Source organism: Bacillus sp. FSL K6-2944 (genome assembly GCF_038005385.1).
GTDB classification, from domain to species: Bacteria; Bacillota; Bacilli; order Bacillales; family Bacillaceae_G; genus Bacillus_A; species Bacillus_A cereus.
Genome location: NZ_JBBOTE010000001.1, coordinates 2,803,093 through 2,824,734, shown reverse-complemented (window position 1 = coordinate 2,824,734; position 21,642 = coordinate 2,803,093). Strand labels below are relative to the sequence as shown.

The window sequence follows — 21,642 nt, the reverse complement described above, 5'->3', positions numbered from 1 at the left end:
TTTTTCTATGTTAGAAAAACCTCTGAATTTAAAAAGGGGGAGAAGAAGATGGGATATTATTCATTAACAGAAATAACAACTGTACAATATGCGAAAGATCATGGCTATTTTGAAGAGAAGGCAAATGTCATTTGTCATGAAATTGGAGATGGAAACTTAAATTATGTGTTCAAATTAGATGATGGAGAGAAATCCATTATAATAAAACAAGCACTGCCTTATGCGAAAGTAGTTGGTGAAAGCTGGCCATTGTCTATAAAAAGAGCAACGATTGAAAGCAAGGCATTACAAATTTTTGCGCAGTATGTACCGGATTATGTTCCAGTAGTGTACAGTCATGACGAAGAGTTAGCGATAACGGTAATAGAAGACTTATCAAGACTAACAATTACAAGAAAAGGATTAATAGACGGAGAAGAATATCCGCTTTTATCCCAGCATATTGGTCGTTTTCTAGCACATGTTTTATTTTACACTTCAGATTTTGGTTTACAGTCAGAAGAGAAGAGGATACTAGAAGGTACCTTTGTAAATCCGGACCTATGTAAAATTACAGAGGATTTAGTGTTTACAGATCCGTTTGGGCATTATGATACAAATGATTATGAGCCAGATTTACAGCTCGTGGTTGATGAACTTTGGAGTGATAAAACTTTAAAACTAAAAGTAGCACAATATAAATATAAGTTCTTAACAAGAAAAGAAACTCTTATTCATGGTGATTTACATACTGGTAGTATTTTTTCGTCACCTTCTGAAACGAAAGTGATTGATCCAGAATTTGCGACATATGGCCCATTTGGGTTTGACATAGGTCAATTTATTGCAAATCTATTATTAAATGCGTTATCTAGAGAAGAAGAAAAGAGAAGTGTACTATTTTTCCATATAGAAAAGACGTGGAGTTATTTTGTAGAGACTTTTACAAAGTTATGGATTGGAGAAGGTGTAGAAGCATATACGAAAGAAAAACAATGGTTACCAATTATTTTGCAAAATATCTTTACTGATGCTGTTGGATTTGCCGGATGTGAACTAATTCGTAGAACAATTGGTTTAGCTCATGTAGCAGATTTAGATGAAATAGAAAATAAAGAAACAAGAATTCAAGCTAAGAAACAAGCGCTATCCTTAGGAAAAGAACTAATAAAATATGAATCTAAAAGTGCTGATATTCAACTGTTTCGAACATTATTTCAACAGACAGTTTCAAGGGGTGTAAAAGCATGAGTACAATCGTTACTGTTCCGAGATCTGTAAGTTGGAAAGGGGATGCAATTGCGGTATTAAATCAAACGAAATTGCCACATAGCACAGAATACAAAACATTAACGACTATTGAAGAGGTTTGGAAAAGTATCATAATGTTAGAAGTACGCGGAGCGCCTGCAATTGGAATTGTAGCTGCATTTGGCTTGGCGCTTGCAGCGAAAAAATATAATACTTTACATATCGAAGAATTTCAAAAGAAGTTTAATAGAGACTGTAACTATTTAGGGACATCACGCCCAACGGCAGTAAATTTATTTTGGGCAATTGATCGTATGAGAGAATCTATTCGAGAGATTACTACAATAAAAGAAGCGCAAAAAATATTAGAAGAAGAAGCGCTTCGCATTCAACAGGAAGATGAAGAGGTGTGTCGAAATATTGGGGAATATGCGTTAACATGTTTTAAAGATGGCGATAATATTTTAACAATCTGTAACGCTGGAAGTATCGCAACTGCCAGATATGGAACTGCATTAGCTCCCTTTTATATTGGAAAAGAGAAAGGTGTGCGTTTACATGCATATGCGTGTGAAACGAGACCAGTTTTACAAGGTGGTCGCTTAACGACGTGGGAATTGAAGCAAGCAAATATTGATGTGACCCTTATAACAGATAATACTGCAGCTCATGCTATTCAAACGAAAGAAATAAACGCAATTATTGTGGGGGCGGATCGAATTGTCGCAAATGGAGATACAGCCAATAAAATAGGGACAATGAATTTAGCTATTTTAGCAAAGTACTTTAATATCCCATTTTACGTTGCTGCGCCACTGTCAACATTTGATGTTACGAAAGAAACTGGAGCCGAAATTATTATTGAAGAAAGAGATGAAACAGAAGTTACGAAAATCTTTGGAAAACAAGTAGCACCAATTGGAACGGATGTTTATAATCCAGCATTTGACATAACGCCGAATGAATTAATTACAGGAATTATTACTGAGAAAGGTATTATACGCGGGGACTATAAACGAGAAATTGCATCATTATTTGAAAAACAAGCTAATACATAATAGCTTGTTTTTTTATGCCTAAATGCAGTGTTTTCTCTTACTTATATAATGAAAGGAGGGGAAGAGGGTGGAAGAGTGGATCAAGATGATAGGTAATGTAGGGTTTCCGATTGTGGTAACATTATATTTACTCCACCGTATTGAAAGTAAATTAGAGGGGGTAATTGTTGCAATTGAGAAGCTCCCGCGGCAATTACTAAAGTACGAAGATCCTCGGGATAAAAAATAAAGTTTGCTCTTCTTGAGCAAACTTTATTTTTATTGAGCGGTATAACCACCATCGATAACGACAGCTTGACCAGTTATACCTTTAGCTTTTTCACTCGCTAAAAACATCGCATAATCTGCAATTTCTTGTACTTGTAATAAGCGCTTTTGTGGAACGAGTGGATAAATAACATCTTCTAAAACATTTTCAAGTGGTACATTTCGTGTAGTAGCTAAGTCTTGTAGTTGATTACGTACAAGGGGGGTATCAACATAACCAGGGCAAAGGGCATTAACAGTAATACCATGCGTAGCACCTTCTAAAGCGGCAACTTTTGTTAATCCAATTACGCCATGTTTTGCACTATTGTAGGCAGCTTTTCCAGCAAACCCGACAAGGCCGTTAATAGAAGCGACATTAATAATACGACCATATTTTTGTTGTTTCATAATCGGAAAGGCATGCTTAATTGCAATAAACGGAGCAATTTGCATAATTTGAATTAGTAGCTCGAACTTTTCAGTTGGAAAGTCTTCAATGGGTGAAACGTGTTGCATTCCTGCGTTGTTAATTAATATATGTAATGAACCGAAATGATCAACTGTTTGAGAAATTGCTGCTGTAATTTCCTCTTCAGATGTAACGTCACATTTTAAACCGATAGCTTGAAAACCTTCATTTTGTAATTGTTCAGCAGCTTCTTTTGCACGTTCTTCAAGCCGATCGGTAATCACAACTTTTGCACCTTCTTTTGCAAAAGCCTTTCCCATTTCATAACCAATACCACTTGCAGCACCTGTTAAAAAGACAACTCGATTTGTAACCATGATGAAAAACATCCCTTCATAATAAAGTTTTCATAGTGCTCTATTTAGAGAAGCTATAATGAAATTCCTGCAAACATTTGGAAAAAATATCGTTAGCTATCTTGTTTTGCAAAATAGTCTTTGCTATACTATTTTGTAAAGCAAGATAGTAGGAGGATTTGAATTATGTCGACAAGTCAAATGCTGAAAGGGATTTTAGAAGGATGCTTACTTGCTATTATTTCTGAAGGCGAAATATACGGTTATGAAATGAGTGAAAAGCTAGCGAAGTATGGTTTTACAATGGCGAGTGAGGGAAGTATTTATCCGTTATTAATACGAATGCAAAAAGAAGGACTAATAACAAGCGTAATGAAGGAATCTCCATCTGGTCCAAAGAGAAAATATTATACATTAACAGAAAAAGGCGAGGAAGCACTTGATGAATTTATGGATCGCTGGGAAACGATGCAAAGTAGTGTAGAACGTCTACTTGAAGGGAAGGGAAGGAGAAAATAATGCTATCAAGTGAAGCGCGAAAGTTTTTGTTAGATATGAGATTATTTTTGACGGCAAAGAGTGTGAAAGAAAGCGATATTGAAAATTTTATAGAAGATGCGGAACTCCATTTAATTGAGGGTGAGAGTGATGGGAAAAGTGTAGAAGATATTTTCGGAAGCTCACCGAAAGAATATGCAAATGAACTTGTCAAAGTAATGGAAAGAGATAGACAGGAAACGTGGAAGCAAATTGGTTTTACAGTAATGAATATCGTATCGTTTTGGATTATTGCTTCTATCTTAATAGTGAATCATGGAATGTTACAGATTTCACTTATTCAGTGTATCGGTTATAGTTTTTCATTGATTTTAGTTGTTATAGGTCCTAATTTTCTACTTCGCAAAATGGCCTTCGTAACAAGTTTTACAAAAACATGGTTTTCTATGTGGTCTTTAGTTATGATCGCTCCAATGTTTTTATTAGGAGCTGTTACGATATTAGACGTGATATATCCGACAAAAATGCTCACATTCACCGAAGTGCAAAGTTATATAGTAGCTGGTGGGATTTTTATCATCACAGTAGCTATAAATATATACTTTGAAGGATGGTTTAAAAACTTATATTTAATCATTCCACTTTCAATTATGTTAGTGTTTAAAACATTTACAACGGAAGATCTTGTTCCAATGTTATTTCAAATTATATGTTTATACGGAAGTTTATTTATTTTAATTTTTGTTGAAATTATGGTGAAGGCGAATAGAAGAGAAATGGTTAAATAAGGGAGGGGCTATAATGCAGATTTCTAAAGAAGGAGAAAAGTTCTTAATCGATACGAAAGTATATTTAATAACACAAGGAATTAAAGAAGAAGATGTTGACGCTTTTTTAGAAGATGCAGAACCTCATTTAATTGAAGGTGAGAAAGAAGGAAAAACGGTAAGTAATATATTTGGTGATTCGCCAAAAGAGTATGCGGAAGAATTAGCGAAAGAGATGGAGAAGGATAAAGGCGGAAGTATAAAGAGTGTTTTAGGAATGATTATTGGGATAGGTGGGTATTGGTTACTAACCAATATTTTATTTGGAAATCCGAATCAACAATTTACGTTAACAAATGTACAGGTAATTGGTTATCCTATCGTTTTAATTATTACAATTATTGGAACGGTTTTTGCGTTTAGAATGTCTTCTTTTAAAAGTAAATCAGTAGAGTTTGGAATTATTTATGTAATAGTAATGATACCTATTTTATTATTAGTGTTATTAATGTTTATGAATAAATGGTATGGGACGCCAATTTTACAATTGTCGACAATGCAGACATATATATTAGCAGTAAGTATATTTTTATTACTTCTAATTGGTGAAGTATATGTTCTTGGTTGGATGGGTGTTTTGGTACTAATTGTTCCTCTTGCGATTATGTTCTTATTTAAAGACTTAGAAGAAAGAAATGTATTTTGGGGAATTGCAAAGATATTACTTATGTATGGAAGTATATATGGATTAATGAGATGGTCTTTAAAAATTGAAGAAAGAAAAAGTGTGAACTAGAAATTCAATAAAAAGCGGCTGCTCTGGATATATTATATAGGGATTTTTAGAGGGATTACATTTACATTTAGTTGTCTATTTTTATTTCTAGCAGCCGGGATTTGTTTTGTTGATTGGAATAAGTTGTTTTAAACAGTAACATGAGGGTTACTGTTTTTTTCTTTGCAATAAAGAGCTTTGTAAAGAGAGTGTTTTTTGTTCGTTCGTCAATAGAGACTGAATAGGAACATTTTCAGGGCGCGGGACTATCGGATACATAAGATTGGTTGGAGAAGGATGGTGCTCCGAGCCAGTTGGGGAATGAGGATCTGCGTGAGTAAGTTTTCCGTGAACACGTCTTGTAAATAAAATATGACCGATTTCGTGAGCAAGCGTATATATATTTTTCATAGGAGCAGCCGAGTTTGTTAAAACGATATATCCGGTAAGTTGTTGCTGTTTTGCTAAAGAGTAAGCGCAGGCAATTACTGCTGTTTCTTTGAAATAATCACTGCCAATATAACAAATATAAAGGTCGCATTCAGGAGCTTCATTTACACATGTTTGGAAAAAGGATGCCAGCTTTTCTTGACTTTGAATGGAATTTTTATAACTGATTTCACGGTCAAAAAAACGGAAAAGTTCATTTAATACAATTACTTCTTGAATTTGAAATGTAATGGGGTGCCAAATTGATTCTGCAACAGCTAAATCTTTTGCGATGCGGTCATCAGAAATATCGGCGCCGGGAGTAATACAAATACATATATTGACGTATGGATCCATAAGGAACACCTCAACTGAAAAAAAGTTCTTCCTATAATATATGTGGGGAAAAGATGTCATGTATGGATAAACGCCTTCTTTATTGAATATATAGATGACAAGTCGAAAAAATTTCATAGTTCTATAACGTAGTGTGATCATCTTTTTGATATGGTAAAGAAAAGGGGGAGAATATATGTATACATTAAAAATCGTTTCAGACAGAGAAGCTCTTTATCAATTTGCAAGTTATGTAAGAGTTGTACAAGGGGTGGAAGATGTATATGTAGAGGTGGGAGAACCTTTATATGAACATCCGTTAATGAAGTTTTATGTACATATTAAGCTGAAAGAAACATATGAGCAGCATAAAGCGTTACAGGAAATAGCAAGATTAGTAGAATTGGGGCGTTTTACATATGTCCATTATCGTAATGATGAAATTGAGGAAGCTTTTGAAGCTGTAAAATATGAAAGTTTTAAGAAATAAAGGTGAAAAAAAGGAGGCGAAAGCTTCTTTTTTTCTTTAAAATTACATGAACAAAAAGAGCAAAATTTTGTTATGATAAGGGAGGTTAGGGAAAGGGGAATTTACATATGGGGTATATTGAAGAGTTACGAAAAGTCGTTGGTACAAGGCCGCTTATTCTCGTAGGATCAGCAATTATTATATTAAACGATAATCAAGAAGTATTGCTTCAATATCGTTCAGATACATATGATTTGGGTGTACCTGGTGGGGCGATGGAACTGGGCGAAACGACAGAAGAAACTGCACGTAGAGAGTTATTTGAGGAAACGGGGTTAACTGCAAAAATAATGCAATTTCTTGGTGTTCTATCAGGAAAAGAAGTATATTTCCGTTATCCGAATGGCGATGAAATTTTCAATGTTATTCATCTGTATCAGGCACATCATGTGAGCGGGGAATTAAAGCTCGATCATGAAGGGTTAAAACTTCAATATTTTCCAGTAGATAAGTTGCCAAAATTGAATGAAACGACAGAGAAAATTTTACAAAAGTTTTTATATGCGCTGACAGAATAGAAGGTTAATTCCTTCTATTTTTATTATATTAAATATTTTGATTTTTTAGTATGTTTATAGTATGATAGTTATAGATATACATCTTATGGAATTTCACCTAAAAACTGACTAGGGTACATAAGAGAGGGGCAAGTGCAAAATGCATAATGTTGTTATTACAGCTGCAGTTCGTTCGCCAATTGGAACTTTTGGAGGAGCGCTAAAAAATGTAACGCCAGTAGAATTAGCTGTTCCTGTACTTCAGGAAGCTGTAAAACGAGGCGGGGTAGAACCACATGAAGTTGATGAAGTAATTTTAGGTCATTGTATTCAAAGAACTGATGAAGCAAATACGGCGAGAACAGCTGCATTAGCGGCAGGATTTCCTGACACAGTTACGGGATATACAATCCAACGTCAATGTTCTTCAGGTATGCAAGCAATTATGTCAGCTGCAATGCAAATCCAATTAGGTGTAAGTGATGTTGTTGTTGCAGGTGGGGTAGAAGCGATGAGTTCGAGCCCTTATGCATTGAAACAGCACCGCTGGGGACAACGTCTACAGCACGGAGAAATTCGTGATACGGTGTGGGAAGTGTTAGAAGATCCGATTCACCATATTATGATGGGTGAAACAGCGGAAAATTTAGTTAAACAATATGAAATTACAAGAGAGGAACAAGATGAAGTTGCTCTTCGCAGTCATACATTGGCACTGAAGGCAATCGAGTCTGGATACTTTGACGATCAAATTGTTCCTATTACAATAAAAGAGCGTAGAAAAGAAGTTGTATTTTCGAAGGATGAACATCCACGTGCAGATATTACAGCTGAAAAATTAGCTGGATTGAAGCCGGCGTTCCGTAAAGATGGATCAGTGACTGCTGGAAATGCATCTGGCCTTAATGACGGGAGTGCAGTTCTAGTATTAATGAGCGAAGAAAAAGCGAAAGAAAAAGGTTTACAACCGTTAGCTAGAATTGTTGGATATTCAGTAGCTGGAGTAGATCCAAAAATTATGGGTATTGGACCAGCACCAGCAATTCGTAAAGGTTTAGAAAAAGTAGATTGGTCATTGGAAGATGCAGATTTACTTGAAATTAATGAAGCTTTCGCGGCTCAATATTTAGCTGTAGAGAAAGAGTTAGGCTTAGACCGTGAAAAAGTGAACGTAAACGGTAGTGGCGTAGGACTTGGGCATCCAATTGGTTGTACAGGGGCTCGTATTACAGTAAGTTTAATTCACGAATTAAAAAGACGTGGGTTAGAAAAAGGAATTGCCTCTTTATGCGTCGGTGGCGGTATCGGGGTTGCCTTATTTATAGAAGCACTATAAAAAAGAAGCAGCTATTGCTGCTTCTTTTTTTACGACTCAAATAGATGATGGAATAATCGATCGCGATTTTCAAAGAAAAGTTTCGTCGTTTGGTAATGCTCAGTTTCTTCTAATGTGGATTCGTGAATTCCCTCTTGTGTTAAAGAATATATAGTGGATTCAGGATAAGCCATTAAAATAGGAGAATGCGTCGCGATAACAAATTGTGAACCTTGTTCAGCTAGTTCGTGCATTCGAATGAGCATGGAAAGTTGTCTCATTGGTGATAAAGCTGCCTCAGGCTCATCTAAAATGTATAAACCTTGTCCTGAAAAACGGTTCATAAATAATGAGAAGAATGATTCACCGTGTGATTGTTTGTGTAGTGAGATACCACCATAAGAGTTGATAACCGGATTCCCACGTGCTTCTCTATCAGCATCTATTTCATCAATATAAGAAGCAACGTTATAAAATGATTCAGCGCGAAGAAAGAAACCGTCGTTTGGTGTATTGAAACTTTTTGAAATTCGAAGGTATTCATGTAAAGATGAATGGGAATCGTTTGTGCTAAAGCGGAAGTTCTTCGTTCCACCTTCTGCATTAAAACCTAACGCAATTGCAATTCCTTCAAGTAATGTTGATTTACCTGTTCCGTTTTCTCCAATAATGAATGTTACATTTGGATGGAAATCTAGTGATTGTAATGTTCGAATAGCGGGTAAGCAGTAAGGATATGCGGAAAAACTAGGGATATTTTCTTTTTTTAATGTGACATTTTGTAAAAAGGGTACGTCAATCAATATATAAACCTCAATTCATAACGGATTTTGAATTTAAAAAGGCAGCAAATACAAGTGTTAATGACACCTGGATCCCTTCTTGTTTTCTGAATATTTTATGTGGATTATATCATTTAAACTATCATATTCCAATGTGAAAATAAATATTGCATGAAGATTCATTCTCTCGTTATGATATATGGTATTCTATTGAAAATGTGAGAAGGAGTTAAAGTATGCCGTTTACATTTGCACATCCAGCAGCAGTTCTTCCTTTTGCGAAAAAGCACTCTAAACATATTTCAGTAACGGCTCTTATATTAGGTAGTATGGCGCCTGACTTTGAATATTTTTTGCACTTTAGACCCTATGGTGTTATTGGCCATACATGGCTTGGGTTCTTATATTTAAATTTACCGCTTGTATTTCTAATCGCATACATATATCATTACATTTTAAAAAAGCCGTTTATAACGCATTTGCCTAAACCGTTTGCTGGTTATTATTCATATGCAATAGATGAGAGGTGGGGGCTACATACCTGGAAAGAATTCTTTGTATTTTGCTATTCTGCATTATTCGGTATGCTCACGCATGTCGTTTTGGATGCATTTACTCATAATACAGGCTATTTCGTTATGAAAATAGCATTGTTACAAATTGAATTACACAGTATTCCATTGTATAAATATATGCAACATGGGAGTACATGTGTTGGCTTATTATTGCTATTATACGTACTATGGAAGTATAAAGATGAAACAGGGAAAGATATGATTGTAGCTTTAGAAAAAAGAAAGTATTGGGTTTCGATAATCATTGTGACAGCTTTTATATTTATCGTGCATGCGTTCCTAGACCCCTATTTTCATATTTTCCAAATTGGAGGTATAATAGTATCTGGACTGACAAGTTCATTTTGTGGAATTGTCATTGTTTCTATAGTTTACAAAGCAAGGGACTAATTTTATATTCATGAATGATAGCGTTAGGAGAAATGAAATGATGAAAGCATGGAAAAGTATTTTTGTTTTATGTAGTTTTCTTCTTATGTTAAGTGGTTGCTTCCATCAAGAAGAAAAGAAAGCTGAACCGAAGAAGAAAGAATCTATTCCTGAAACGAAAGAATATGGTGGGCGTGAGCTGAAAAAAGTAGGACAAAAAGTGAAAGAAACAGGATGGGGTACTTTCAAGTTAGAGCAGATGCATTCTGTGAATCAAACATTTGAAGTAGCGCCAATGAAAATTCACGTACAAGATGTGAAAGTAATCTCTTTATCACAAATGAGTGAAAAGGCAAAAAATACATTGAAAGTATACACGGCACTAACTCCTGAAGAAGTAAAACGTAGATTAGGGGATAAAGTAAGCCAAGAAGATGCAGAATTATATGCATCGCTAAGTGGAACAGAGATTAGTAATACAATTCGTTACGTTGAGATTACATATAAAGTGGAGAATAGCGGAAATAAAAATATGCAATTTTTCTCTATGAATGATGTTATGATTAATGGTAAGCAACATTTTAAAGTAGCCACTCAAAACTTTTTATATGACGAAGATACGTTAGTTGGTACAAAAAATGTATCAAGAGAAGACTATAAGCCTGGTGAAATAAGAGATGGTATTATTGGTTTAATACTTGACGATGGAAAAGACAAGGTAAAGGATATTCAGTTTACAACTGATGATTTACTTGCAGGAGATTCAGAAACACAAGATGTTGTAAAAGAGCCACAAACGTTTAACATCTCACTAAAATAATGTAAGACAAAACAGTCAGCATACAAATATTATGCTGACTGTTTTTTTATTTCTTTTATGTATGAATCTACATTTTGAAAAGGCACCTTAATTTTAAACGCATCTTTTTGTTCATTAAATTGCTTTTCATTGTAGGGACCGAAACGTTTATTGTGCTTTACATCAATAATCCAATAATGTTCACTTTTTTTATTCGCAATTGCTGCGTCAGGGTTATTTGGATCTGATTTTTCCTCAGTTTGTTTTGCAATAATGTATTTATCATCCCAAGCAATGTCTGTAATTTTTGCAGGGATGTATTGTGTGGCATATACAGCATCTTGCGAGGGGAAAAGTTCAAATGCATTTCCAGAAGTACGTATGAGTTCGTATTCATCGTTAACCGTATAAGTTAAGTGACTTGTGTTTCCTGCACAACCAGTTAATAGGAAGGCGACGAATAGGATTATCCATTTTTTCAATATGGGAACCTCCTTTATAATGCTATTGTAACAAATTGTACAAGAAAAGTAAGAGAAACGCTAGTTTACAATGTTTTTTAGAAGTGGTACGATGAGACGGGTAAAGAAGGATATGAAGGAGTCGACATAAAATGAAGTTAAAGATGCATCGTCCAGCGCTTGTAATGAATCGCATAGGTGCTTCCCTAATTGACATGTTTTTAATCTCGGTTATGTATGGTGCAGTAGTAGCTATTATGACCGGAAACTATAGTGCTATGTTTAAGCGCTTTAATATAAGCTTAGGTGATTTTAGATATGATTTCGCAGTAGTTTTCATATTAATGGCGATATATTTTATTGTATTACCCTTTATTTGGAACGGTGTTACACTTGGCAAAAAGGTAACGAGAATAAAATTAATTTCATTGAAGAGTGAAAAGCTAACGTTGCAAACATTAATTATAAGATTTTTTGTAGTGTTATTACCGAACGTATTGCTATTAGGAATTCCATTAATATGTAACGTATATATGATGTTGTTCCGCAAAGACAATTGCGGTTTTCAGGACTTAATTACAAAGACGAAAATAATAAGTCTTGTATAATAAAATAAAAAAAGACCCTTTTATATATAAAAGGGTCTTTTTTTATTTTATAAGTATATTGTGAATATTTACAGTAAGGAAAAACTAAAATGTGTCATTTCCATTTATAATAGATTGAAAATTAAGATAATGGTATAATGATTAAAAATAATATCTTTATCTCACCATTTGGGGCTGATTAAAGTTTTACTTTATATAATAAGGGGGAAGTTGAGATGACAGGAGGTAGCATAATTTTTTGGGGCATTCTCATTTTTATCGGTCTAGTTCTTGATCAGCGTAAGAGTAAGAAAAAAGAAGGATAAAAAGTAAACGTTTACAAATCGAATGGCAATTTTTCTTGCTTGCAGAATAATCTCATAAAGGAGTATACTGAATGACGGTAAGACTTATAGAAGGGGTAATGAAAATGAAGCTTGCAGGAAAAGTTGCTATCGTAACTGGCGGTGGCATCGGTATTGGACGTAATACAGCTCTTTTGTTGGCTAAACAAGGCGCAAAAGTTATTGTGACGGACATTGATCAAGAGAGTGGACAAGCAACAGTGGAGGAAATTACGAATCTAGGCGGAGAAGCCCTTTTTGTATTCTATGATATGGAAAAGCAAGGAGATTGGCAACGCGTTATTAGCATTACTTTGAATGCATTCAGTCGCATTGACATGCTTTTTCAAAATGCTGGTTTATATAAAATAGATTCTATTTTTTCTCGCCAACAAGAGAACGATTCCAATGTACTTTGTATTAATGACGTTTGGATAGAGATAAAACAATTAACGTCATCTTTTATGAAACAGCAAGAAGAAGTGGTGCTTAGTGATTTAACGATTTTCGGTATTATTGGCACGAAAGGACAATCATTTCATACAGTAGAAGCCCTAGTATAATAATGAAAACCGCCCTCAATATATGTGGACGGTTTTTTATATGTGTATAGTAAAGATAAATTTTTTAGCGAATACGTTGTTCAGTTTGGTTATCAAAGAAATGCGCTTTATTCATATCAAATGCTAATTTAATTTGGTCACCAGGTGAAAACGTATGTCTTGCATCTACACGTGCCGCAAAATCTTGATTCCCAAGTTTCATATATAAAATGGATTCAGCACCTAATAACTCAGCGACTTCAATTTTTGTTGTGAAGGCAGTAGATTGTGAAGCTTCTAAAAATAGTAGTTCATCATGAATGTCCTCTGGACGAATACCTAAAACAATTTCCTTATTTACATAGCCTTGTTCACGTAGCATCTTCATTTTTCCTTCAGATACTTTAATTTTTATAGTATTGTCTATAACGAAATCGGTTTCAGTCAATTTACCACGGAAGAAGTTCATAGCTGGTGAGCCGATAAATCCACCCACGAAGATGTTTTCTGGTGTTTCATATACTTCTTTTGGAGTTCCAATTTGTTGGATTTTTCCATCCTTCATAACGACAAGACGCGAAGCCATAGTCATTGCTTCTGTTTGATCATGTGTTACATAAATTGTTGTTGTTCCAAGACGATGATGTAGCTTAGAAATTTCTGAGCGCATTGCAACACGGAGTTTAGCATCTAAGTTTGATAATGGTTCATCCATTAAGAAAACTTTTGCATCTCGAACGATTGCTCTACCTAACGCAACACGTTGGCGCTGTCCACCTGATAATGCTTTCGGTTTTCTATCTAAATATTGTTCAAGTCCTAAAATTTTTGCTGCATCTTTCACACGACGATCGATTTCATCTTTTGGTATTTTTCGAAGTTTTAATCCAAATGCCATATTATCATATACACTCATATGTGGATAAAGAGCGTAGTTTTGGAATACCATAGCGATATCTCGATCTTTTGGAGGAACATCATTCATTAGTTTACCATCAATTGAAAACTCGCCTTTTGAAATATCTTCAAGTCCAGCTACCATTCGTAATGTTGTAGATTTTCCGCATCCAGAAGGACCGACAAATACAATAAATTCTTTATCTTGAATGTGTAAATTAAAATCAGTTACAGCTGTTACGTTATTATCATATATTTTATAAATGTTTTCTAATTTAAGTTCTGCCATGGTATTTCCCCCTAGAAATAATTATGCAAACGTTTTCTTTGAGTTCATTATAAACGAATAGATTCAAAAAATAAATAAAAAAATAAAACGTTTTCATTTCTTTGAGATTTATTAGTGGTTTTCATATGTTTTCTTAGAAAAAGACAATAAAAATTGTAAGCGCTATTTTAAATTGAGATAGAATCTGTTATCATTCATTAATGAAAACGTTTGCGCCTTAAAAAAGAGAAAAATGAATGATGAATGAAATGGGGTAGCATAATGGAAAAACAATGGTGGAAAGAAAGTGTAGTATATCAAATTTATCCTCGTAGCTTTATGGATAGTAATGGTGATGGTATAGGAGATCTTCAAGGGATTATTTCAAAGCTAGATTACTTAAAAGAGTTAGGGATTGATGTGATTTGGTTATCACCAGTCTATGAATCTCCAAATGATGATAATGGTTATGATATAAGCGATTATTGTAAAATTATGAACGAGTTCGGAACAATGGAAGATTGGGATGAGCTATTACATGAAATGCATGAACGTAATATGAAATTGATGATGGACTTAGTTGTTAATCATACTTCGGATGAACATAATTGGTTTATTGAATCACGTAAATCAAAAGATAATAAATATAGAGATTACTATATATGGCGCCCTGGAAAAGAAGGAAAAGAGCCGAATAACTGGGGAGCAGCGTTTAGTGGATCAGCATGGCAGTATGATGAAATGACAGATGAATATTATTTACATCTGTTTTCTAAAAAACAGCCAGATTTAAATTGGGATAATGAAAAGGTAAGACAAGATGTTTATGAAATGATGAAGTTTTGGTTAGAAAAAGGAATTGATGGCTTCCGTATGGATGTTATTAATTTTATTTCTAAAGAAGAGGGATTACCAGCTGTTGAAACAGAAGAAGAGGGGTATGTTTCAGGTCATAAGCATTTTATGAACGGTCCAAACATTCATAAATATTTACATGAAATGAATGAGGAAGTATTATCGCATTATGATATTATGACGGTTGGTGAAATGCCTGGTGTAACGACAGAAGAAGCGAAATTGTATACTGGAGAAGAACGAAAAGAATTGCAAATGGTATTCCAATTTGAACATATGGATTTAGATTCAGGAGAAGGTGGAAAGTGGGATGTAAAACCATGCTCACTTCTTACTTTAAAAGAGAATTTAACAAAGTGGCAAAAAGCATTAGAGTATACCGGATGGAATAGCCTTTATTGGAATAATCATGATCAGCCTCGCGTTGTATCTCGTTTTGGTAATGATGGAATGTATCGCATTGAATCAGCAAAAATGTTAGCGACAGTTCTTCATATGATGAAAGGAACGCCATATATTTATCAAGGAGAGGAAATCGGAATGACGAACGTCCGATTTGAGTCAATTGATGAATATCGAGATATTGAAACGTTAAATATGTATAAAGAAAAAGTGATAGACCATGGTGAAGATATAGAAAAAGTAATGGAATCTATTTATATAAAGGGTCGTGATAATGCTAGAACTCCGATGCAGTGGAATGATCAGAATCACGCTGGATTTACAAAAGGTGAACCTTGGATTACTGTAAATCCTAACTATAAAGAGATTAATGTGAAACAAGCAATCCAAGATGAAGGTTCAATTTTTTATTACTATAAGAAATTAATTGAACTACGCAAAAATAATGAAATAGTTGTGTATGGATCATATGATTTAATATTAAATAATGACCCTTCTATTTTTGCTTATGTAAGAACATATGGAGATGAAAAACTACTTGTCATTGCAAACTTTACTGCGGATGAAAGTGTATTTGAAATGCCTAAGGATATTAGTTATAGTGAATCAGAGTTATTTATACACAATTACGATGTAGAAATCGGATCAATAGATAACATTCCATTACGTCCGTATGAAGCGATAGTGTTCAAATTGAAATAAGAAAAAGCCTTATGCCACTTCAAACTTGGCATAAGGCTTTTTTGGATTACCATTTTAATATGGAGAATCCATATGGAGGAAGTGTAACTTGTAATACACTTGCTTCTGCTGAAAATTCTTCGTTTGTATAAATGTTAATTATTTTCTTACCAGTAACATGAAGAGGGAGTGAAACTGTAACTTCACTATTAGTAGGGTTTAAAACGAAAAAGATAGTTTCATCCTCATATGTTTTCGTATAAGAAATATAATTATGTTCATCATTTGCTTCGATGAATTGAAAAGTACCATGTCCTCCAAATGCTTTATGTTGTTTCCGTAATAAAATCAATGTTTGTATATGGGTAAATAATGCATGATCTTGTTCTTTAGTATCCCAAATCATACATTTACGGCAATCAGGGTCCATGCCGCCATCCATACCAATTTCATCTCCGTAATAAATACAAGGAGAGCCGATGAAAGAAAGATGGAATACATAGAGCAATTTCAACTTATTTTTATCTCCGTTGCATGTTGTTAAAATTCTTGGAGTATCATGGCTATCTAATAAATGAAATGCTGCTTCATTTACATTCATAGAGTAGGAATGTAGAGATTCTGTAATTTGCTTCATGAATTCACTTGCTTTAATGGAATCGTTAGCAAAGTAAGAAAGTAGAGCGTTTGTAACAGGATAGCTCATGACAGCATCAAATTGATCGCCTTGTAGCCACGGAAGGGCATCGTGCCAAATTTCTCCCAAAATATATACTTCAGGATTTAGTGTCTTTATTTCAGTTCGGAATTCTCTCCAAAAGTTGTGATCGACTTCATTGGCGACATCAAGGCGCCAGCCATCTATATTGAATTCTCGTACCCAATAACGTCCTACTTCAAGTAAGTATTCTTTTACATCTGGATGAGCTGTATTTAATTTAGGCATATACGGTGTAAAGGCGAAAGTATCATAATTTGGAAGTGGTTCGGTTATAATCGGAAATTCATGAATGTGGAACCACTCTTTATATGCGGACTTCTCACCATTCTCTAGTACGTCTTGAAATTTCTCGAAAAAGTATCCACTATGATTAAACACAGCATCGAGCATTACTTTTATACCGTGCTTATGACATTCTTCAACGAGCTCTTTAAAAGTTTCTTTCGTCCCAAATTGTGGGTCAATTTCCATATAGTCAATTGTGTCATATTTATGGTTTGAATGAGCTTTGAAAATAGGTGTGAAATATATTCCGGAAATGCCAAGCTTAACAAGGTAATCAAGGTTTTGAATAACACCAGAAAAATCTCCGCCGAAAAAATTAGTTGGAGTTGGATTCGCACTTCCCCAAGGAAGGGTGTTTTCTGGATTCAGCGTACTATCGCCATTAGCGAATCGCTCAGGGAAAATCTGATACCAAATGGTGTCTTTAATCCAAGATGGTGCTTTGAATACATCATCTGCATGAATAAATGGAAAACAGAAAAAGTTACCAACATCATCATTTGGAATGCTAGAAAAGAATCCTCGCTCTGCATAAATAAGAGTGTCTGTTTCAGATTTTAATTCAAACCCATAACGTAAGCGCTTAAATTTTGGTTCGATTGAAATGGACCAATAATCAAATAATGCAGTAGAACCCGTTTTTTTCATGGGTGTACTTGCTGATATCCATTTCCCGTCTTTCCATTCGTAAGGATCACCGTAAATAAGATCGGCGCTTTGAATATCATCTCTCTTAGTACGTACTCGGATGTGAATTGTTTGTTCATCATAAGCGTATGCATAATTATCTTTCGGCCTATGATAAATAGCTTCTTTAAACATATAGAAAATCCCCCTTCAATATCTCTATACATAGTATTCCCTTAAGTGTAATAATAAAGCCTATATTGCAAACGATTGCCTTTCTCGTAGCTTTAATATTGCTTATAAGAGTAGTATTCATTTCATATAAAGTCAATGTATAAAGAGTATAATGACATAATTTTTAAATTAATATTTGCAAAATGAATAAAAGAATGTATAATGATAGACAAATAGCGCAAACGTTTTCATAGATTGAGATATTGTTTGCGCTTCAATTAAACTATTAAATGCAAACGTTTTCAGTTACTGAGGTACATAGACAATTTAGGGAGGTTTTTGGGATGAAGAAAGCATTATCATTATTAACGGTTTCAGCATTATCTATTGGTATGTTATCTGCATGTGGACCGAAAGATTCAGGGAAAAAAGAGGAAAGTAAAGCGAAAAAAGACTATGATCTTCTTGTTTGGGAAGATGATAAAAAAGGTGTTGGTTTAGAACCAGCAGTGAAAAGCTTTGAGGAAAAATATAAAGTAAAAGTAAAAGTTGTTGAAATGCAAATGACAGATCAAGTGAAGAAGTTACGCCTTGATGGACCAGCGGGGACTGGACCAGATGTTGTAACATTGCCACACGATCAAATCGGAAATGCAGTAACAGAAGGTTTACTTTCTGAAGTGAAAGCAGATGATGCTGTAAAGAGTAAATTTACTAATTCATCAATAGAAGCACAGACATATAATGGAAAATTATATGGTTTACCAAAAGCAATTGAGACACCAGTCTTTATTTACAATAAAAAACTAATGCCAAAAGCGCCAGAAACGATGGACGAGCTGTTTAACTTCTCAAAAGAATTTACGAAAGATGGCAAGTACGGATTTTTAGCATTAGGAGATAACTTCTACTTTGCTAATGCATTCATGGCAGGTATGGGCGGTTATGTATTTGGTGAAAAAGATGGAAAGCCAAATGCAAGTGATGTTGGATTAAATAATAGCGGAGCAGTACAAGGTGCTGAATATCTTCAAAAATGGTACAAGGAAAAATTATTCCCAAAAGGTATTATCGGTGAATCAGGTGGGCCTGCTGCTGATGGACTATTCAATGAAGGAAAAGCAGCTTCTATCATGAATGGCCCATGGGCGTTCCAAGCAATGGAAAAGAACGGGATTGATTATGGCGTTGCTCCAATGCCGAAATTACCAAATGGTCAACCAATGAAAACGTTTGTTGGGGTTAAAGGATGGCATGTAACAAGTTTCTCTAAACAAAATGATTTAGCTACAAAATTCACTGAGTGGGTAACAAATGAAGAAAACGCAAAAATTCGATTTGAGAAAACAAAAGAAATTCCTCCAGTAAAATCAGTAATGGAAGATCCAATTATTAAAGATAACGAAGCTGCAAAAGCAGTTGCAACGCAATCTGAAAATGGAATTCCAATGCCAAACATTCCAGAAATGCAAGAAGTTTGGAAACCAGCTGGAGATGCGCTTCAATTAGTTGTTACAGATAAAGAGGCACCAAAAGCGGCGCTTGATAGTGCAGTGAAACAAATTAAAGGTAATATTGAGGCAAATCATAACAAGAAAAAATAAGGTGAAATTCGTGCCTCGAATATGAGAGGCACGAATTCTCTCCCTTCCATGTAGGAAGAAAAAAGGGGGAAGGAACATGCAAACATCTATGGAACCAGCAAATGGGTTAAACCATTCAAAGCATAGAAAAATGGCAACCATGTTATCAATCATTCCAGGCGTGGGCCAAATGTATAATAAACAATTTGTAAAAGGTCTTATTTTTCTAGTATTAACAGGTTCATTTATTGTAGCCTTTGCTGATTTATTAAATATGGGATTATGGGGTATTGTAACGCTTGGTACAGAAGTTCCACGTGACCATTCTGTCTTTCTATTAGTAGAAGGAATCTTGGCCCTTATCGTTATCGCTTTTGGGCTCGGCATATATGCATTTAACTTATACGATGCATACCAAAATGGAAAGAAACGTGATATCGGAACACCGTTAAATTCTGTAAAAGAGCAATACCGTAATTTGTTAGATCAAGGTTTTCCTTATTTAATGGTTTCACCAGGTTTTCTACTACTTATCTTTGTTGTCGTATTTCCAATCATCTTCGTAATTTTAATTGGATTTACAAACTATGATTTATATCATTCTCCTCCAGCAAAATTAGTAGATTGGGTGGGCTTTAAAAACTTTATTGATATTTTCACTTTACCGATGTGGAGAGAGACATTTGTAAGTGTATTCTCTTGGACTGTCATTTGGACATTCGTTGCAACAACATTACAAGTTGCGCTTGGTATTTTCTTAGCGATTATCGTAAATCAGCCCGGTATTAAAGGAAAGGCAATTATTCGAACAATCTTCATTTTACCGTGGGCGGTTCCAGCATTCGTATCTATTCTTGTTTTCTCTGGAATGTTTAATGAAACATTCGGAGCGATTAACAATCAAGTATTAGCTTTATTCGGAATTGAAAAAATTGCTTGGATGACAGATCCATTTTGGGCGAAGATTGCTTTAATTATGATTCAAACGTGGCTTGGGTTCCCGTTTATCTTTGCGATGACAACGGGTATACTGCAATCGATTCCGGGAGAATTATATGAAGCGGCTACAGTAGATGGAGCGACAGCTTGGCAACAGTTTCGTAAAATTACATTGCCACTTGTGTTATATGCAACAGCACCAATATTAATTACGCAATATACGTTTAACTTTAATAACTTTAGTATCATCTATCTATTTAACGGTGGAGGTCCTGCTGTAGCTGGACAAGACGCAGGAGGAACGGATATTTTAATTTCATGGATTTATAAGTTAACGATGACTTCAGCGCAGTACGGAAAAGCAGCAGCTCTTACAATGATATTATCGTTAATCGTTATTACAGTTGCGTTATGGCAATTTAAGAGAACAAAATCATTCCAAGAAGAGGATATGATGTAAATGAATATTAAAAGACAGAAGATGTTACGTCTCTCATTAAGTTATTTAGTTATTTTCGTAATGTGTGCCATCATTTTCTATCCGTTATTATGGATTATTGGCTCATCGTTTAATCCGGGTGATAGTTTATCTGGATCAAGTATTATTCCACAAAATGCAACGTTAGATCATTATCGTAAGTTATTAGATCTAGAGAATAGTAATTACTTACTATGGTATAAAAACACATTAAAAGTAAGTGTTTTAACGATGATTTTCTCAGTGTTAGCAATTAGCTTTACTGCTTATGCATTTTCGAGATATCGTTTTGTTGGAAGAAAAAATGGTTTATTAACATTTTTAATTCTGCAAATGATTCCAAACTTTGCAGCGTTAATTGCTTTATACGTATTAGCTCAATTAACAGGATTAATTGATACACACCTTGCATTAATTTTAATTTATGTAGGCGGGGCTATTCCGATGAATACATGGCTTATGAAAGGGTATTTTGATACGATTCCGAAAGAACTAGATGAATCAGCTCGAATGGATGGAGCAGGGCATTTTCGTATTTTTTGGCAAATCATTATGCCACTTGCAAAGCCAATCGTAGCGGTTGTAGCGTTATTTACTTTCATTGGTCCATTTACAGATTTCATTTTAGCGAGTATTATTTTGCGAACACCAGAAAATTATACTTTAGCAGTTGGATTATATGAAATGGTTGCGAAGAAATTCGGTAATGAATTTACAACGTTTGCAGCGGGTTCTGTGTTAATTGCGATCCCAATTTCAATTTTATTCCTATCACTACAAAAATACTTTATTTCTGGTTTAACAGCTGGAGGTACAAAAGGATGA

General features: G+C 34.6%; 24 protein-coding genes and 1 pseudogene. 19 read left to right on the top strand and 6 right to left on the bottom strand.

Annotation, left to right across the window (positions count from 1 at the left end):
- Positions 1 to 48: 48 nt before the first annotated feature.
- From mtnK to MHH55_RS14195, 3 genes are all read left to right on the top strand, one after another.
- A complete protein-coding gene (gene mtnK, locus MHH55_RS14205; protein WP_071741176.1) occupies positions 49 to 1,230 on the top strand; it encodes an S-methyl-5-thioribose kinase in 1,182 nt (393 codons plus the stop codon).
- On the top strand, positions 1,227 to 2,288 hold the full coding sequence (gene mtnA, locus MHH55_RS14200; protein ID WP_000104604.1) for an S-methyl-5-thioribose-1-phosphate isomerase: 1,062 nt from the start codon (positions 1,227 to 1,229) through the stop codon (positions 2,286 to 2,288). The genes mtnK and mtnA overlap by 4 nt, the downstream gene beginning before the upstream one ends.
- 67 nt (positions 2,289 to 2,355) lie before the next feature.
- On the top strand, positions 2,356 to 2,517 hold the full coding sequence (locus MHH55_RS14195) for a YvrJ family protein (protein WP_000393336.1): 162 nt from the start codon (positions 2,356 to 2,358) through the stop codon (positions 2,515 to 2,517).
- A 29-nt stretch (positions 2,518 to 2,546) separates the two neighbouring features.
- Here the strand turns inward: MHH55_RS14195 and MHH55_RS14190 are convergent, their stop codons facing one another.
- Positions 2,547 to 3,323 carry a 3-hydroxybutyrate dehydrogenase gene (locus MHH55_RS14190; protein WP_000258428.1) on the bottom strand — a complete coding sequence of 259 codons (777 nt, stop codon included), beginning with the start codon at positions 3,321 to 3,323 and terminating at the stop codon, positions 2,547 to 2,549.
- Positions 3,324 to 3,488: 165 nt separating this feature from the next.
- Here MHH55_RS14190 and MHH55_RS14185 point away from each other — a divergent pair, with 165 nt between their 5' ends.
- The 4 genes and pseudogenes from MHH55_RS14185 to MHH55_RS14170 all read left to right on the top strand — a co-directional run.
- A complete protein-coding gene (locus MHH55_RS14185) occupies positions 3,489 to 3,821 on the top strand; it encodes a PadR family transcriptional regulator (RefSeq protein ID WP_000107982.1) in 333 nt (110 codons plus the stop codon).
- Positions 3,821 to 4,588 (top strand): DUF1129 domain-containing protein, encoded by a 768-nt coding sequence (locus MHH55_RS14180; RefSeq protein ID WP_000952887.1) that lies wholly within the window; start codon positions 3,821 to 3,823, stop codon positions 4,586 to 4,588. The genes MHH55_RS14185 and MHH55_RS14180 overlap by 1 nt, the downstream gene beginning before the upstream one ends.
- Before the next feature lie 13 nt (positions 4,589 to 4,601).
- Entirely contained in the window at positions 4,602 to 5,363 is a 762-nt protein-coding gene (locus MHH55_RS14175) for a DUF1129 domain-containing protein (protein WP_001167278.1), read from the top strand.
- Between the two features lie 12 nt (positions 5,364 to 5,375).
- Positions 5,376 to 5,495 (top strand): annotated as a pseudogene (locus tag MHH55_RS14170) (DNA-binding protein); the annotation flags it as partial.
- Between the two features lie 15 nt (positions 5,496 to 5,510).
- On the opposite strand, the gene MHH55_RS14165 reads toward MHH55_RS14170, so the two are convergent.
- Positions 5,511 to 6,128, bottom strand: a complete 618-nt coding sequence (locus MHH55_RS14165; RefSeq protein ID WP_000371608.1) for an ImmA/IrrE family metallo-endopeptidase — start codon at positions 6,126 to 6,128, stop codon at positions 5,511 to 5,513.
- A 175-nt stretch (positions 6,129 to 6,303) separates the two neighbouring features.
- Here MHH55_RS14165 and MHH55_RS14160 point away from each other — a divergent pair, with 175 nt between their 5' ends.
- From MHH55_RS14160 to MHH55_RS14150, 3 genes are all read left to right on the top strand, one after another.
- Positions 6,304 to 6,597 carry a DUF3928 family protein gene (locus MHH55_RS14160; RefSeq protein ID WP_000288330.1) on the top strand — a complete coding sequence of 98 codons (294 nt, stop codon included), beginning with the start codon at positions 6,304 to 6,306 and terminating at the stop codon, positions 6,595 to 6,597.
- A 107-nt stretch (positions 6,598 to 6,704) separates the two neighbouring features.
- A complete protein-coding gene (locus MHH55_RS14155; RefSeq protein ID WP_139362421.1) occupies positions 6,705 to 7,154 on the top strand; it encodes an NUDIX domain-containing protein in 450 nt (149 codons plus the stop codon).
- A gap of 139 nt (positions 7,155 to 7,293) precedes the next feature.
- Positions 7,294 to 8,469, top strand: a complete 1,176-nt coding sequence (locus tag MHH55_RS14150) for an acetyl-CoA C-acetyltransferase (protein ID WP_000552081.1) — start codon at positions 7,294 to 7,296, stop codon at positions 8,467 to 8,469.
- Positions 8,470 to 8,498: 29 nt separating this feature from the next.
- On the opposite strand, the gene MHH55_RS14145 is transcribed toward MHH55_RS14150, so the two are convergent.
- Positions 8,499 to 9,251 carry an AAA family ATPase gene (locus tag MHH55_RS14145; protein WP_000568006.1) on the bottom strand — a complete coding sequence of 251 codons (753 nt, stop codon included), beginning with the start codon at positions 9,249 to 9,251 and terminating at the stop codon, positions 8,499 to 8,501.
- Positions 9,252 to 9,466: 215 nt separating this feature from the next.
- Here MHH55_RS14145 and MHH55_RS14140 point away from each other — a divergent pair, with 215 nt between their 5' ends.
- Together MHH55_RS14140 and MHH55_RS14135 are read left to right on the top strand one after the other, a co-directional pair.
- Positions 9,467 to 10,195 (top strand): DUF4184 family protein, encoded by a 729-nt coding sequence (locus MHH55_RS14140; RefSeq protein ID WP_001116851.1) that lies wholly within the window; start codon positions 9,467 to 9,469, stop codon positions 10,193 to 10,195.
- 37 nt (positions 10,196 to 10,232) lie between these two features.
- The gene (locus tag MHH55_RS14135) at positions 10,233 to 10,994 is read left to right on the top strand and encodes a hypothetical protein (protein ID WP_000973899.1); all 762 of its coding nucleotides are present in this window, start codon (positions 10,233 to 10,235) and stop codon (positions 10,992 to 10,994) included.
- Between the two features lie 29 nt (positions 10,995 to 11,023).
- Here the strand turns inward: MHH55_RS14135 and MHH55_RS14130 are convergent, their stop codons facing one another.
- The gene (locus MHH55_RS14130) at positions 11,024 to 11,455 is read right to left on the bottom strand and encodes a DUF3997 domain-containing protein (protein ID WP_000758789.1); all 432 of its coding nucleotides are present in this window, start codon (positions 11,453 to 11,455) and stop codon (positions 11,024 to 11,026) included.
- Positions 11,456 to 11,586: 131 nt separating this feature from the next.
- On the opposite strand from MHH55_RS14130, the gene MHH55_RS14125 reads away from it, so the two are divergent.
- The 3 genes from MHH55_RS14125 to MHH55_RS14115 all read left to right on the top strand — a co-directional run bounded on the left by MHH55_RS14125 (position 11,587) and on the right by MHH55_RS14115 (position 12,928).
- Positions 11,587 to 12,042 (top strand): RDD family protein, encoded by a 456-nt coding sequence (locus tag MHH55_RS14125; RefSeq protein ID WP_000769080.1) that lies wholly within the window; start codon positions 11,587 to 11,589, stop codon positions 12,040 to 12,042.
- A gap of 215 nt (positions 12,043 to 12,257) precedes the next feature.
- Positions 12,258 to 12,347 (top strand): hypothetical protein, encoded by a 90-nt coding sequence (locus MHH55_RS14120; RefSeq protein ID WP_000145638.1) that lies wholly within the window; start codon positions 12,258 to 12,260, stop codon positions 12,345 to 12,347.
- Between the two features lie 71 nt (positions 12,348 to 12,418).
- Complete coding sequence (locus MHH55_RS14115; RefSeq protein WP_078186235.1) at positions 12,419 to 12,928, top strand: SDR family NAD(P)-dependent oxidoreductase; 510 nt, start codon at positions 12,419 to 12,421, stop codon at positions 12,926 to 12,928.
- A 64-nt stretch (positions 12,929 to 12,992) separates the two neighbouring features.
- Here MHH55_RS14115 and MHH55_RS14110 read toward each other — a convergent pair whose 3' ends face one another.
- The gene (locus MHH55_RS14110; RefSeq protein WP_000818931.1) at positions 12,993 to 14,093 is read right to left on the bottom strand and encodes an ABC transporter ATP-binding protein; all 1,101 of its coding nucleotides are present in this window, start codon (positions 14,091 to 14,093) and stop codon (positions 12,993 to 12,995) included.
- Between the two features lie 261 nt (positions 14,094 to 14,354).
- On the opposite strand from MHH55_RS14110, the gene malL reads away from it, so the two are divergent.
- A complete protein-coding gene (gene malL, locus MHH55_RS14105) occupies positions 14,355 to 16,031 on the top strand; it encodes an oligo-1,6-glucosidase (protein WP_000415180.1) in 1,677 nt (558 codons plus the stop codon).
- Between the two features lie 46 nt (positions 16,032 to 16,077).
- Here the strand turns inward: malL and MHH55_RS14100 are convergent, their stop codons facing one another.
- Positions 16,078 to 17,838, bottom strand: coding sequence for an alpha-glycosidase (locus MHH55_RS14100; protein WP_000471782.1), 1,761 nt, complete (start codon positions 17,836 to 17,838; stop codon positions 16,078 to 16,080).
- A 323-nt stretch (positions 17,839 to 18,161) separates the two neighbouring features.
- On the opposite strand from MHH55_RS14100, the gene MHH55_RS14095 reads away from it, so the two are divergent.
- From MHH55_RS14095 to malD, 3 genes are all read left to right on the top strand, one after another.
- Positions 18,162 to 19,421: an extracellular solute-binding protein gene (locus MHH55_RS14095; protein ID WP_000709923.1), complete on the top strand. Its 1,260-nt coding sequence runs from the start codon at positions 18,162 to 18,164 to the stop codon at positions 19,419 to 19,421.
- Between the two features lie 76 nt (positions 19,422 to 19,497).
- Entirely contained in the window at positions 19,498 to 20,799 is a 1,302-nt protein-coding gene (gene malC, locus MHH55_RS14090) for a maltosaccharide ABC transporter permease MalC (RefSeq protein WP_001194993.1), read from the top strand.
- The gene (gene malD, locus MHH55_RS14085; protein ID WP_001022608.1) at positions 20,800 to 21,642 is read left to right on the top strand and encodes a maltosaccharide ABC transporter permease MalD; all 843 of its coding nucleotides are present in this window, start codon (positions 20,800 to 20,802) and stop codon (positions 21,640 to 21,642) included.

What these genes read in the sequence shown, in the direction of transcription:
- MHH55_RS14110 (WP_000818931.1), bottom strand. Translation starts at nt 14,093, where the DNA reads ATGGCAGAACTTAAATTAGAAAACATTTATAAAATATATGATAATAAC.
- mtnK (WP_071741176.1), top strand. Translation starts at nt 49, where the DNA reads ATGGGATATTATTCATTAACAGAAATAACAACTGTACAATATGCGAAA.
- malD (WP_001022608.1), top strand. Translation starts at nt 20,800, where the DNA reads ATGAATATTAAAAGACAGAAGATGTTACGTCTCTCATTAAGTTATTTA.
- malL (WP_000415180.1), top strand. Translation starts at nt 14,355, where the DNA reads ATGGAAAAACAATGGTGGAAAGAAAGTGTAGTATATCAAATTTATCCT.
- MHH55_RS14100 (WP_000471782.1), bottom strand. Translation starts at nt 17,838, where the DNA reads ATGTTTAAAGAAGCTATTTATCATAGGCCGAAAGATAATTATGCATAC.
- MHH55_RS14150 (WP_000552081.1), top strand. Translation starts at nt 7,294, where the DNA reads ATGCATAATGTTGTTATTACAGCTGCAGTTCGTTCGCCAATTGGAACT.
- MHH55_RS14190 (WP_000258428.1), bottom strand. Translation starts at nt 3,323, where the DNA reads ATGGTTACAAATCGAGTTGTCTTTTTAACAGGTGCTGCAAGTGGTATT.
- MHH55_RS14125 (WP_000769080.1), top strand. Translation starts at nt 11,587, where the DNA reads ATGAAGTTAAAGATGCATCGTCCAGCGCTTGTAATGAATCGCATAGGT.
- MHH55_RS14160 (WP_000288330.1), top strand. Translation starts at nt 6,304, where the DNA reads ATGTATACATTAAAAATCGTTTCAGACAGAGAAGCTCTTTATCAATTT.
- MHH55_RS14095 (WP_000709923.1), top strand. Translation starts at nt 18,162, where the DNA reads ATGAAGAAAGCATTATCATTATTAACGGTTTCAGCATTATCTATTGGT.
- MHH55_RS14175 (WP_001167278.1), top strand. Translation starts at nt 4,602, where the DNA reads ATGCAGATTTCTAAAGAAGGAGAAAAGTTCTTAATCGATACGAAAGTA.
- MHH55_RS14180 (WP_000952887.1), top strand. Translation starts at nt 3,821, where the DNA reads ATGCTATCAAGTGAAGCGCGAAAGTTTTTGTTAGATATGAGATTATTT.
- malC (WP_001194993.1), top strand. Translation starts at nt 19,498, where the DNA reads ATGCAAACATCTATGGAACCAGCAAATGGGTTAAACCATTCAAAGCAT.
- MHH55_RS14120 (WP_000145638.1), top strand. Translation starts at nt 12,258, where the DNA reads ATGACAGGAGGTAGCATAATTTTTTGGGGCATTCTCATTTTTATCGGT.
- MHH55_RS14135 (WP_000973899.1), top strand. Translation starts at nt 10,233, where the DNA reads ATGATGAAAGCATGGAAAAGTATTTTTGTTTTATGTAGTTTTCTTCTT.
- MHH55_RS14185 (WP_000107982.1), top strand. Translation starts at nt 3,489, where the DNA reads ATGTCGACAAGTCAAATGCTGAAAGGGATTTTAGAAGGATGCTTACTT.
- MHH55_RS14115 (WP_078186235.1), top strand. Translation starts at nt 12,419, where the DNA reads ATGACGGTAAGACTTATAGAAGGGGTAATGAAAATGAAGCTTGCAGGA.
- MHH55_RS14140 (WP_001116851.1), top strand. Translation starts at nt 9,467, where the DNA reads ATGCCGTTTACATTTGCACATCCAGCAGCAGTTCTTCCTTTTGCGAAA.
- MHH55_RS14165 (WP_000371608.1), bottom strand. Translation starts at nt 6,128, where the DNA reads ATGGATCCATACGTCAATATATGTATTTGTATTACTCCCGGCGCCGAT.
- mtnA (WP_000104604.1), top strand. Translation starts at nt 1,227, where the DNA reads ATGAGTACAATCGTTACTGTTCCGAGATCTGTAAGTTGGAAAGGGGAT.
- MHH55_RS14155 (WP_139362421.1), top strand. Translation starts at nt 6,705, where the DNA reads ATGGGGTATATTGAAGAGTTACGAAAAGTCGTTGGTACAAGGCCGCTT.